The organism is Marinobacter albus (assembly GCF_030238305.1).
Classification (GTDB): Bacteria; Pseudomonadota; Gammaproteobacteria; order Pseudomonadales; family Oleiphilaceae; genus Marinobacter; species Marinobacter albus.
Map to the genome: position 1 here is coordinate 609,491 of NZ_JASSQD010000003.1, position 11,199 is coordinate 620,689.

The following is an 11,199-nucleotide window of genomic DNA, read 5'->3' on the forward strand; positions in this document are numbered from 1 at the left end:
ACAGACACAATGACGGACACCGAACACCAGATCAGCCAATGGTTTGCCAGCCACATGGAACACACTGCCCAGGCCGCCAGCACGGTCGGTCCGGCGATTGAAGAAGTTGCAGACGCCTTTGTAAACGCGCTGCTGCAGGATGGAAAGATTGTTACCTGTGCCAACGGCAACGCCAACATTCTGGCCCAGTATTTCTGTACCGCACTGCTGAATCGATTCGATCAGGACCGTCCGGCCCTGCCCGCGATCAACCTGGGGGCCGACGCGACGACTTATTCGGCCATCTGCCGGGACAACCGCTTCAATGACACCTTCTCACGCCAGGTCAGAGCGATCGGAAAACCGGGGGACCTGCTGTTTGTCATTGTCGACGATGGTCACAAGGCCAACCTGATTCAAGCGATTCAGGCCGCCCATGATCGGGAGATGAACGTCGTGGTGCTGAGCGCGCGAGAGAAATCCGATATCACCTCCCTGATGCATCCGGAAGATCACGAAATCGCCCTGAACGACCTTACCCCGACCGAGGCTACGCCGCTGTTGCTGGTAATCATCAATGCCCTGTGCGGACTGATCGACAGCAAACTGTTCGGAGGATAAAGAAAAAGCCAGCAATTGCTGGCTTTTTTGGGACTACTTGGCGAGGATTATTTGACCACCTTCAGGGTCGGTCGCCCGGAGGGACGCTCGTCGCCACCCTGACGGGCGTCATCCTTGTCGCTGGTACCGTCCGGGTCGGGTGAGCCCGGCTCACTGCCAAACACCATGCCCTCACCATTCTCTTTGGCGTAAATTGCCATCACCGCCTGCAGAGGAATAAAGACCTGCATGGGGACTCCACCAAAGCGGGCACTGAATTCCAATGCTCCGTTGCCGATCACCAGCCCCCGGACAGCCCCGGGACTGATATTAAGCACGATCTGACCGTTGGCAACATGCTCGGTGGGAACCTGAACACCTTGAACACCGGCATCCACCACAATGTAGGGGGTGCAGTCGTTGTCCAGAATCCATTCGTTAAAAGCCCGAACGAGGTACGGCCGACTGGACGTCATGGTGATTTTACTATCAGGCACTACCATTCTCCTGGCCCGGTGTTACGGGAGCCGCCAATTCAGCTGCGCATGTCTTCTTCGAGATCAGAGAGGCTGGCCTTGAACCCCTCCCGACTGAAGATGCTCTCCATGTACTTCTGCAGCGGACGGGCCTGCTTGTCATTCAGCTCAATACCGAGCGCCGGAAGGCGCCACAGGATCGGGGCAATGCAGCAGTCAACAATGGTGAATTCCTCTGACAGGAAAAATGGCATCTCTCCGAACAGAGGCGCCGTTGCCAACAGACTCTCACGCAATTCCTTGCGAGCGACCTCGGAGGCTTTTGCATTCGGCTGCGCCAGGATCTGATCGACCAGACCACACCAGTCGCGCTGGATACGGTGAATCATAAGGCGGCTGTTGGCCCGGGCCACCGGGTAAACCGGCAACAATGGCGGATGCGGAAAACGCTCATCGAGGTATTCCATCATGATGTTGGGCTCGTATAGAACCAGATCACGATCCACCAGGGTCGGCAGGGCATTGTATGGATTCAGATCGGCCAGCTCGGCCGGCGGGTTATCCGGATCCACGTCAACGATGTCGACGGTAACACCCTTCTCTGCCAATACAATACGCACCCTGTGGCTGTAATGGCTGGCCGGATCCGAGAAAAACGTCATTGATGACCGCTTGGTCACAACGCCCATAGAACTACCTCACGAGTAAACAAACCGAAATGATCCCGAAAAAACGCAAATTCCAGCGGGCCGGTTATTGCCCGCTGGAAATCAGGAAACGGGATTATACCCTATTTCTCAGTGCACGTCCTTCCAGTACTCACGATTGAGCAGGTAGGCAAAGACAAAGAAGATAGCGACAAAGATCAGTACGAAGATACCCAGACGCTCGCGCTCTACTCTGACCGGATCTGCCATGTAAGACATGAAGTTGGTCAGATCGTACATCGCCTGATCAAACTCCCCGGCTGACATGCTGCCCTCAATGGCGTACTCAGGACAGGCATCGGCGTTGTTGATGTTGCCACTTAGCGGCTCAACACTTGCCTCAACCCCGATATGCGGCTCAACGGCACACAGCCCCTGTAGCCCAACCAGCACGTGCGGCATGCCTACGTTCGGGAAAACCACGTTGTTCACGCCCAGCGGACGGCTGTCATCCTGGTAGAAGCCACGCAGGTATGAGTAAACCCAGGACTCGCCGCGCAGGCGTGTCTCGAGCGTCAGATCCGGTGGCGGCGCACCGAACCAGTCGGCAGCCATGTCCTTGCTCATGGAGTTCTTCATCAGTTCACCGATTTTGGCGCCCGTGAAGATCAGGTTCTCCTCGTACAGCTCAGCCGGGATGTCGAGATCGTCGGCAACGCGCTTATAGCGCGCATATTCCATGGAGTGACACCCCATGCAATAGTTGCTGAAGAGAGCCACACCACGCTGCAGGGACTCCTTGTTGGTGTGATCTGTCTCGATGTGATCGAGAGTAACCCCACCACCCGCAGCCAGCCCGAGAGCCGGCAGGAATACGATGAAAAGACCAAAAATCAGTTTTCTCATTATCCTGTCACCCTCTCTGGCACTGGCTTGGTTTTTTCCATCCGCGTGTAGAACGGCATGAGAATGAAGTAGAGGAAGTACAGCACGGTCAGAATCTGCGCGACTGTGGTCCGCCCCGCAGTTGCCGGAACCAGACCCAGATAGCCCAGAACGACAAAGCTGACGGCGAAGATCGCGAGGGCGATTTTGCTGAGCCAGCCTTTGTAACGCATGGACCGGACCGGGCTCTTATCGAGCCAGGGCAGCACAAACAGAATGGCAATGGCCCCTCCCATGACGACCACACCCCAGAACTTGGCAGGCAGACCGAACAGATCAACCGTTACCGCCCGCAGCATCGCGTAGAACGGCGTGAAGTACCAGACCGGCGCAATGTGCGCGGGAGTTTTCAGTGCGTTAGCCGGCTCAAAGTTCGGCTTCTCCAGGAACAGACCGCCCATTTCCGGGAAGAAGAAGACCACAACGAAGAAGATGAAGAAGAACACAGCTACACCCAGCAAGTCGTGCACGGTGTAATACGGATGGAACGGAATGCCGTCTTTGGGAATGCCGTTCTCGTCCTTGTTCTTCTTGATGTCGATACCGTCAGGATTGTTCGACCCCACTTCGTGCAGCGCCAGGATATGAAGCACCACCAGACCAAGCAGCACGATTGGCAAAGCCACAACATGCAATGCAAAGAATCGGTTCAGGGTAATCCCCGAGATCAGGTAGTCACCGCGAATCCACAGGGAAAGATCTTCACCGATCACCGGGATAGCGCCGAACAGGTTAACGATAACCTGAGCACCCCAGTATGACATCTGTCCCCAGGGCAGAAGGTAGCCCATGAAGGCTTCGGCCATGAGCACCAGATAGATCAGCATGCCGAAGATCCAGATCAACTCCCGGGGCTTCTGATAGGAGCCGTACATGAGGCCGCGGAACATATGGAGGTAGACCACGACAAAGAACGCCGATGCGCCCGTGGAGTGCAGGTAACGGAGCAGCCAGCCCCATTCAACATCGCGCATGATGTATTCAACGGAGGCAAACGCACCCTCCGCCGAAGGGTTGTAGCTCATGGTCAGCCAGATGCCGGTAACCAGTTGGTTGACCAGTACAAGCATGGCGAGCGAGCCGAAAAAGTACCAGATGTTGAAGTTCTTTGGCGCGTAATACTTGCCAAGGTGCTTGTTCCAGGCTTCAACGACCGGCAGACGTTCGTCTACCCACTGAATGAACTTCTGCATTACGCTGCCTCCGGGTCAAGACCAATCGTGAGGGTCACGTCATCGTCGTAACGATAGGGCGGAACCTCGAGGTTCACTGGAGCAGGCTGGGCCTCGTATACGCGACCGGCGAGGTCGTATTTCGAACCATGGCACGGACAGAAGAGGCCACCGAGCCAGTCCTCACCCAGATCCGCCGGCGCAACCTCGGGACGATAGGACGGCACGCAACCAAGGTGGGTACACAGACCTACAATCACGGCAATTTCCGGTTTGAGGGCCCGATAGATACCATCGATGTAAGGAGGCTGCTGCGGTGTTTCGGACTGCGGGTCCTTCACCTTTTCGTTCAGCTTCTCGATGTTCTGAAGCATCGCTTCATCACGGCGGATAATCCAGACTGGCTTACCTCGCCACTCAACGGTGATCTGTTGACCCGGCTCTATCTTGCTGATATTGACGGTTACCGGCGCACCAGCTGCTTCCGCCTTGGCACTGGGATTCCAGGATGCCACGAACGGAACTGCCGCACCGACGACGCCGACTCCACCTACCACCGACGTAGCACCGATCAGAAACCGGCGCCGGCCTTGGCTCACGTCGCCATTACTCATTATGGTTTTCTCCCATCAGGCGATGTCACAGCCCGCCGAACAGCCGGCAATGTGCATCAAAAAGGACTTCACAACCCAAAAATATAAGCGCCCAAATGGTAATGAAATTACCGGGGGCTTACAAGTCGGATAGCCGCCTCGGGCGGCCTCATCCCTGCTCCAGATCAATTCACCCCGAATCATCCGGACATAAAAAAACCCGACCAAAAAGGCCGGGTTTTCTGGATCCTGCTCCAGCGGTCTTAACGCTTGGAGAACTGAGGACGCTTACGCGCCTTGCGCAGACCCACTTTCTTACGCTCGACTTCGCGGGCATCACGGGTAACGTAACCCGCTTTGCGCAGCGCCGGACGCAGAGTTTCATCGTAATCCATCAGGGCACGTGTCAGACCGTGGCGAATCGCGCCGGCCTGACCACTGATACCACCACCCTTGACGGTAATGTTGATATCGAAGCGATCGGTCGATTCAGCAACAACCAGGGGCTGACGAACGATCATGCGCAGAGTCTCACGACCGAAGAAGTCTTCGATAGTGCGACCGTTGATGGAAATGTTACCGCTTCCCGGCTTGATAAAAACCCGAGCCGTGGATGTCTTGCGGCGACCAGTACCGTAATTTTGTGCTACAGACATATCCGCCTTCCGTTAAATGTCGAGTTCTTTGGGCTGCTGGGCTGCGTGAGGATGCTCAGCGCCGGCATAGATTTTCAGCTTTTTGAACATGGCGCGGCCGAGCGGGCCCTTCGGAAGCATGCCTTTGACAGACTTCTGAATGATTTGCTCAGGCGCCTTGTCCACCAGCTTCTCGAAGTTGATGGACTTGATTCCACCCGGAAAGCCGGTATGACTGTAGTACATCTTGTCAGATGACTTGTTGCCGGTAACCCGCACCTGGCCCGCATTGATAACAACAATGTAATCGCCGGTGTCTACATGAGGGGTGTACTCAGGCTTATGCTTGCCCCGCAGACGACGGGCGATTTCGGTTGACAGACGACCCAGCGTCTTGCCGGCTGCGTCTACAACGTACCAGTCACGTTTTACTGTTTCTGGTTTCGCACTCAGAGTCTTCATTGATTCCGCCTTGAACGCTATATAAGAAACGTTAAAAACCACCACCGGTACATGCTTGGCATCCGGAGGAGGTTCTGTACCTGTAATTAATGCGGCAGTGACACCGTTCGGGGCTGAGACAGTGACATCGCCTTGAAAAGCCAGGGCGCGAAGTATACTCGAACGGCTGAAGAAAGCCAACCCCGAGCCCCGGTGTTTCGTTATTCCCCTATACCCCCTGTTCCAAGCGGTATAACCGCCGGGCGTTCTCCAGCAGGACTGGCGCCAACGCTTCGGGGCTGACGCCTCGGAGTTCCGCCAGGACCCGCAAAACCAGTCCGACGTTTGCGGGGGAATTGCGCCCTTTTTCGACGCCACTCGGCGCCATATCTGGAGCATCGGTCTCCAGCACCAGGGCGCTGAGCGGCAACTTTGCCACCGCCTCGCGGGTCTTCCGGGCGCTGACGTGGGTAATCACCCCGCCGATACCGATGCAACACCCCAGATCAACTAACTTGCAGGCCTGCTGATAACTTCCGGAAAACCCGTGCACGAGAGCCGGCCCCTCCCAGTTCGCCCGGTTCAGAATGCCGTGGACCTCGTCATGGGTTCTGACCGAGTGAACGACCAGCGGAAATTGCTCTCGCATCGCCAGGCCGACCTGCGCCTCGAACCAGGGCCACTGGGCATCAAGGTCGCCATGGACGCGATCAAGACCGCATTCACCGATAGCAACACACCGTTCCGGACGCTGCCTTATGAGGCGCTCGAGCAGCTGTAAGTCGCTGTCGTCATGTTCCGCCACATACCATGGGTGAATGCCCAGACAATAAAACGTCTCCGGGTATGCCAGTGCGGTCTCGCGAACCCGATCCCAGTCTGCCCGGCGCACTCCCGGTATGACCAGTCCGACCAGCCCTGATTCCCGCGCCCGATCAAGCTCGCTGTCTCGGCATCCGTCGAACCGGGGGAAATCAAAGTGACAATGAGCATCGATCAATCGCACTCACACCTCCAGCCCGAGCCTCAGTGCTCCCGGGTCTTGTGGAACTCCACATCCGGAAATCTCTCCTGCGCGAGGTTGAGATTTACCATCGTCGGTGCGATGTAGGCGAGTCGATCACTGCCATCAAGAGCCAGGTTGTCATTATTCTTGCGCTGAAACTCATCGAATTTGCGCTCGTCCTTACAGGTTACCCAACGCGCGGTTGCCACGTTGATCGGCTCATAGATCGCCTCCACCTTGTATTCGCTCCTGAGGCGACTGACCACCACGTCGAACTGCAGCACACCAACCGCACCAACAATGAGGTCATTGTTCCTGAGCGGACGGAACACCTGGACCGCCCCTTCTTCCGACAGCTGGATCAGGCCCTTCTGAAGCTGCTTGGCCTTGAGCGGGTCCTTCAGGCGGATGCGGCGGAACAGTTCAGGCGCGAAGTTCGGAATCCCGGTGAACTTCATGTCGTCACCGGCAGTAAACGTATCACCCAGCTGAATCGTGCCGTGATTGTGCAGGCCGATGATATCGCCGGCGAAGGCCTCGCTGGCATGCTCACGATCACCAGCCATAAAGGTCAGTGCATCTGAGAAGCGAACCTCCTTGCCAATCCGGACATGGCGGGCCTTCATTCCCTGGACGTATTTTCCCGAGACGATCCGCAGGAACGCGACGCGGTCCCGGTGCTGAGGATCCATATTTGCCTGGATCTTGAAAACAAACCCGGAAAAACCGTCTTCGGCCGGCTCGACCAGACGCTGGTCCGTTTCTCGCGGTTGCGGCTGTGGCGCCCATTCAACCAGCCCATCCAGCATGTGATCGACACCAAAGTTCCCCAGAGCAGTACCAAAGAACACCGGGGTCAGTTCTCCGGCCAGGAACGCCTCTTGGTCGAACTCATGAGACGCCCCTTTCACCAGTTCGATTTCGTCCCGCAGATCACCCGCGTAAGCCCCGATCGCCTCATCAAGCTCGGGGTTGTCCAGGCCGGGAATGATCCGGGTATCCTGAATGGTATGCCCCTGGCCGGACTGGTACAGAACTACCTCGTCGCGGAGCAGGTGGTAAACCCCCTTGAAACTCTTCCCCATGCCAATCGGCCAGGTAATCGGGGCACAGGCGATTTTGAGGACATCCTCGACCTCATCCATCAGCTCGACGGGATCGCGGGTATCCCGGTCCAGTTTGTTCATGAACGTCAGAATCGGTGTATCGCGGAGGCGAGTCACTTCCATCAGCTTGATGGTTCGCTCCTCGACGCCCTTGGCACTATCGATAACCATCAGACAGGAGTCGACCGCCGTCAGGGTCCGGTAGGTGTCTTCTGAGAAGTCCTCGTGACCTGGCGTATCCAGCAAGTTGACCAGTTTACCGCCGTAGGGAAACTGCATCACGGAGGTCGTTACGGAAATCCCCCGCTCCTTTTCCATTTCCATCCAGTCGGACTTGGCATGCTGCCCGGATTTTTTCCCTTTCACGGTGCCGGCCTTCTGAATCGCCTGCCCGAACAGCAGGACCTTTTCAGTAATGGTGGTCTTACCGGCGTCCGGGTGCGAGATGATCGCGAAGGTGCGGCGCTTGGCCACTTCCTGGGAAAGGTTTGACATAGTAGAGAGGCAACCTGAATCAGATGTTCGAGAAAGCGGCTATTATAGGGGCTAAGCGACTTTTACGCGAACCGGAACGCCATCACGCGGGCATCCTCGCGCCCGTCAGCCGCGGGATAGTAGCGCGGCCTACGGCCGATTTCGGCAAAACCCTCCGCCAGATAAAGCTGGTGGGCGGCCTTATTGCTGAGGCGAACTTCGAGGATGGTCTGCCAGAGGTTTTCACGGCCCGCCTCACCCAACAGGTGACGCAACAGCTGCCGACCGAATCCCTGACCTTGCCGGTCCGGGTGTATACACAGATTCAGCAGGTGCGCCTCGTCGAACATATAGGCAACCACGGCGTACCCAACCAGCACATCCCCCTGGCAGGCGGCCCACAGGCGGTAGTTTTCCCGAAAGCAATCCCGGAAAACCGCTTCGGCCCACGGATGGGAATAACTCTGTCGCTCTATTTGAAGAACCTGAGGCAGGTCCTCCCGGGCCAGAAGCCGGATGGTCAGGTCACTGTGCATGACCCGGCGAAAGGCCTCCGATTCCAACATCACTGCCCTGCCAACGATTTCAGTTGCTGCCACAAGGCTCGCTTCTGGGCGGGATCAGACGCCAATTCGGCCAACGTGCCCGCAAAGTTCAGATCCGGACGGGTACCGGAAATGTATTGCAGCCAACTCTCATCGCCGTCATACCCCTCCGGCCCAGGGAGCCCGAGTACCACAACTTTCTGGCCCTGCAACGTCGACAAAGCATGATCAAGAACCGACCTGAGATCTGCCATCGAATTACCTGGCGCCCGCAGATTATTAAACACCGGCCAGCGGACGGGCCCCACCCGGCGAAGCTGGGTTTCGCCAAGACTCTTGAGGATGTTCTCAGCCAACGTTTCCTGCAAACGCAGGCTCGCCTCCGCCGAAAGCCTTGCGATCATTGATACGTCCCGTCCGATCCATAGCTGCAAATTGAGTTCGGGTGTCAGCCCACCACTTATGACCGGGGCCACATCCTTCTCTGCAGAGCCAGGTTCGCTCTCTTCTGGCAAAACCTTGTCACCCTGTGAGCCATCAGCCCTACCCGGACGGCCGGAAGGAGATCCGGCGTCGTCAATTAACGCCTGAAGGTTGGCGACCCTTGCGCCACCGGTTTCCTGACGATCTCCAGGCGGGGAGGCTCCGCCCCGGACAGGCCGAACTGGAGCCGAAGGGACGGGAACCTCTAGCTGATCGGCCTCGGAGCCCTGCTCATCGTCAAAAATATAGTCTGGGCTTGGTGCTGCTCCCGGCAAAGCGCTCCGGGCATACCAGAGCCGCACGCCCGCCATACCAAGATAGAATTGCCGTTCGGTTTCCGATTGCATCATTGGCTGTCTGAAACTTCCGGTCATTTACGTTTAAACATCCGCAACCTGGGGGTGCTGCCGAATACCCCCGCGGCTAATGAGGTTGAGCGCCTCGATGTAGGCCTTGGCTGAGGCGATGATGATATCGGTATCCGCACCGACGCCGTTTACGATCCGACCGCCACGCTCAAGTCGAACCGTTACTTCGCCCTGGGCATCAGTGCCACTGGTGATGTTATTGACGGAATAGAGCTGCAGATTACAGCCGGAATCCACCAGCGACTCGATCGCCTTAAAGGTGGCATCGACCGGCCCACTGCCTTCCGCTTCCACCTTATGCTCCTTGCCATCTAGGGTAAGGGTCAGGTTGGCTCTTGGTACCACACCGGTTTCGGAACAGACCTGCATACACACCAGGCCATAACGCCCAACCTCCTCTTTCTGGCGGGTATCACTGGCAATGGCTTGCAGGTCCTCGTCAAAGATCTCGTGCTTCAGATCTGCCAGGGCCTTGAACCGGGTAAAGGCCTCGTTGAGCTCGGTTTCCGTCTCGAACTCGATGCCCAGCTCCAACAACCGGGTACGGAAGGCATTGCGCCCCGAATGTTTGCCGAGAACCAGGCTGTTGGTATGCCAGCCCACATCTTCGGCGCGCATGATTTCGTAGGTTTCCCGGTGCTTCAGAACGCCATCCTGATGAATACCGGATTCGTGGGCAAACGCATTGGCCCCCACAATCGCCTTGTTGGGCTGGACCGGAAAACCGGTTATGGTCGAAACCAGACGGGACGCTGGAACGATGTGCCGGGTGTCGATTCGGGTATCAATCTCAAAGAGATCCTGACGCGTTCTCACAGCCATCACCAGCTCTTCCAGCGACGCGTTTCCCGCACGCTCTCCCAACCCATTGATCGTGCATTCCACCTGACGCGCCCCTTTGGTCACTGCCGCCAGTGAGTTGGCAACAGCCAGCCCCAGATCATTGTGGCAGTGAACGGAAAAGATGGCTTTGTCGGCGTTGGGGATGCGGGTCAGCAGTTTCGCGATGGTGTCACCGAACTGTTCGGGAATGGCGTAGCCCACGGTATCCGGAATGTTGATCGTGCGAGCCCCCGCGTCAATGGCCGCCTCAATGATCCGGCACAGGAAATCCAGCTCAGAACGACCGGCATCCTCACAGGAAAATTCAACGTCATCAACATGACTGCGGGCACGCTTGACGGCACGCACGGCCTGCGCGACCACCTCGTCGGGCTGCATCTGAAGCTTGTGCTTCATATGAATGGGCGAGGTGGCAATGAAGGTATGGATACGTCCCCGCTCGGCGGGCTGAATGGCCTCCGCCGCCCGGTCAATATCCTTATCCAGAGCCCGGGCCAGACTGCAGATGGTCGACTCCTTGATCGACTCTGCGATGGCCTTCACCGCCTCGAAGTCGCCCTGACTGGCAATGGCAAAGCCCGCCTCAATCACGTCGACGCGAAGCTTCTCCAGCGCTTTTGCAATCCGAAGCTTTTCGGCCTTGTTCATGGTGGCACCGGGGCTTTGCTCGCCGTCACGGAGCGTGGTGTCGAAGATAACCAGATGGTCGGGGGCGGGCATTCGCAGGCTCCATCAATTAATTTGGCTCGGATACCGGAGTATACCACTGACGGGGATTTTTTAGAGGGCAATAAAAAACCCCAGCCTCGAGGAAGCTGGGGTTTTTGGTATTAGGAGTCTGACGATGACCTACTCTCACATGGGCAATGCCACACTACCATCGGCG

General features: G+C 57.1%; 13 protein-coding genes. 1 reads left to right on the forward strand and 12 read right to left on the reverse strand.

Annotated elements, in window-relative coordinates:
• The first annotated feature begins 9 nt into the window (after window positions 1-9).
• On the forward strand, window positions 10-600 hold the full coding sequence (locus QQF73_RS17720; RefSeq protein ID WP_219868654.1) for a D-sedoheptulose-7-phosphate isomerase: 591 nt from the start codon (window positions 10-12) through the stop codon (window positions 598-600).
• 47 nt (window positions 601-647) lie between these two features.
• Here the strand turns inward: QQF73_RS17720 and QQF73_RS17725 are convergent, their stop codons facing one another.
• The 12 genes from QQF73_RS17725 to QQF73_RS17780 form a co-directional block, all read right to left on the reverse strand.
• A complete protein-coding gene (locus QQF73_RS17725; protein WP_285369029.1) occupies window positions 648-1,055 on the reverse strand; it encodes a ClpXP protease specificity-enhancing factor in 408 nt (135 codons plus the stop codon).
• A 59-nt stretch (window positions 1,056-1,114) separates the two neighbouring features.
• Window positions 1,115-1,744, reverse strand: a complete 630-nt coding sequence (locus QQF73_RS17730) for a glutathione S-transferase N-terminal domain-containing protein (RefSeq protein WP_219868656.1) — start codon at window positions 1,742-1,744, stop codon at window positions 1,115-1,117.
• A gap of 108 nt (window positions 1,745-1,852) precedes the next feature.
• Window positions 1,853-2,608 (reverse strand): cytochrome c1, encoded by a 756-nt coding sequence (locus tag QQF73_RS17735; protein WP_285369011.1) that lies wholly within the window; start codon window positions 2,606-2,608, stop codon window positions 1,853-1,855.
• Window positions 2,608-3,840 (reverse strand): cytochrome b, encoded by a 1,233-nt coding sequence (locus QQF73_RS17740; RefSeq protein ID WP_218636856.1) that lies wholly within the window; start codon window positions 3,838-3,840, stop codon window positions 2,608-2,610. The genes QQF73_RS17735 and QQF73_RS17740 overlap by 1 nt, the downstream gene beginning before the upstream one ends.
• Window positions 3,840-4,433 (reverse strand): ubiquinol-cytochrome c reductase iron-sulfur subunit, encoded by a 594-nt coding sequence (gene petA / locus QQF73_RS17745; protein ID WP_219868658.1) that lies wholly within the window; start codon window positions 4,431-4,433, stop codon window positions 3,840-3,842. Before petA ends, QQF73_RS17740 begins: the two co-directional genes overlap by 1 nt.
• A gap of 242 nt (window positions 4,434-4,675) precedes the next feature.
• Entirely contained in the window at window positions 4,676-5,068 is a 393-nt protein-coding gene (gene rpsI, locus QQF73_RS17750; protein ID WP_218636854.1) for a 30S ribosomal protein S9, read from the reverse strand.
• A gap of 12 nt (window positions 5,069-5,080) precedes the next feature.
• A complete protein-coding gene (gene rplM / locus QQF73_RS17755; protein WP_218636853.1) occupies window positions 5,081-5,509 on the reverse strand; it encodes a 50S ribosomal protein L13 in 429 nt (142 codons plus the stop codon).
• Between the two features lie 208 nt (window positions 5,510-5,717).
• Window positions 5,718-6,494, reverse strand: a complete 777-nt coding sequence (locus QQF73_RS17760; RefSeq protein WP_219868659.1) for a TatD family hydrolase — start codon at window positions 6,492-6,494, stop codon at window positions 5,718-5,720.
• Window positions 6,495-6,514: 20 nt separating this feature from the next.
• Window positions 6,515-8,095, reverse strand: coding sequence for a peptide chain release factor 3 (gene prfC, locus QQF73_RS17765; protein ID WP_219868660.1), 1,581 nt, complete (start codon window positions 8,093-8,095; stop codon window positions 6,515-6,517).
• A 62-nt stretch (window positions 8,096-8,157) separates the two neighbouring features.
• On the reverse strand, window positions 8,158-8,673 hold the full coding sequence (gene rimI, locus QQF73_RS17770) for a ribosomal protein S18-alanine N-acetyltransferase (RefSeq protein WP_285369014.1): 516 nt from the start codon (window positions 8,671-8,673) through the stop codon (window positions 8,158-8,160).
• Window positions 8,640-9,452 (reverse strand): 2-isopropylmalate synthase, encoded by an 813-nt coding sequence (locus QQF73_RS17775; protein ID WP_285369016.1) that lies wholly within the window; start codon window positions 9,450-9,452, stop codon window positions 8,640-8,642. The genes rimI and QQF73_RS17775 overlap by 34 nt, the downstream gene beginning before the upstream one ends.
• 30 nt (window positions 9,453-9,482) lie before the next feature.
• Window positions 9,483-11,033, reverse strand: coding sequence for a 2-isopropylmalate synthase (locus QQF73_RS17780; RefSeq protein ID WP_219868662.1), 1,551 nt, complete (start codon window positions 11,031-11,033; stop codon window positions 9,483-9,485).
• Window positions 11,034-11,199: the final 166 nt, after the last annotated feature.

What these genes read in the sequence shown, in the direction of transcription:
- QQF73_RS17720 (WP_219868654.1), top strand. Translation starts at nt 10, where the DNA reads ATGACGGACACCGAACACCAGATCAGCCAATGGTTTGCCAGCCACATG.
- QQF73_RS17725 (WP_285369029.1), bottom strand. Translation starts at nt 1,055, where the DNA reads ATGACGTCCAGTCGGCCGTACCTCGTTCGGGCTTTTAACGAATGGATT.
- QQF73_RS17730 (WP_219868656.1), bottom strand. Translation starts at nt 1,744, where the DNA reads ATGGGCGTTGTGACCAAGCGGTCATCAATGACGTTTTTCTCGGATCCG.
- QQF73_RS17735 (WP_285369011.1), bottom strand. Translation starts at nt 2,608, where the DNA reads ATGAGAAAACTGATTTTTGGTCTTTTCATCGTATTCCTGCCGGCTCTC.
- QQF73_RS17740 (WP_218636856.1), bottom strand. Translation starts at nt 3,840, where the DNA reads ATGCAGAAGTTCATTCAGTGGGTAGACGAACGTCTGCCGGTCGTTGAA.
- petA (WP_219868658.1), bottom strand. Translation starts at nt 4,433, where the DNA reads ATGAGTAATGGCGACGTGAGCCAAGGCCGGCGCCGGTTTCTGATCGGT.
- rpsI (WP_218636854.1), bottom strand. Translation starts at nt 5,068, where the DNA reads ATGTCTGTAGCACAAAATTACGGTACTGGTCGCCGCAAGACATCCACG.
- rplM (WP_218636853.1), bottom strand. Translation starts at nt 5,509, where the DNA reads ATGAAGACTCTGAGTGCGAAACCAGAAACAGTAAAACGTGACTGGTAC.
- prfC (WP_219868660.1), bottom strand. Translation starts at nt 8,095, where the DNA reads ATGTCAAACCTTTCCCAGGAAGTGGCCAAGCGCCGCACCTTCGCGATC.
- QQF73_RS17775 (WP_285369016.1), bottom strand. Translation starts at nt 9,452, where the DNA reads ATGATGCAATCGGAAACCGAACGGCAATTCTATCTTGGTATGGCGGGC.
- QQF73_RS17780 (WP_219868662.1), bottom strand. Translation starts at nt 11,033, where the DNA reads ATGCCCGCCCCCGACCATCTGGTTATCTTCGACACCACGCTCCGTGAC.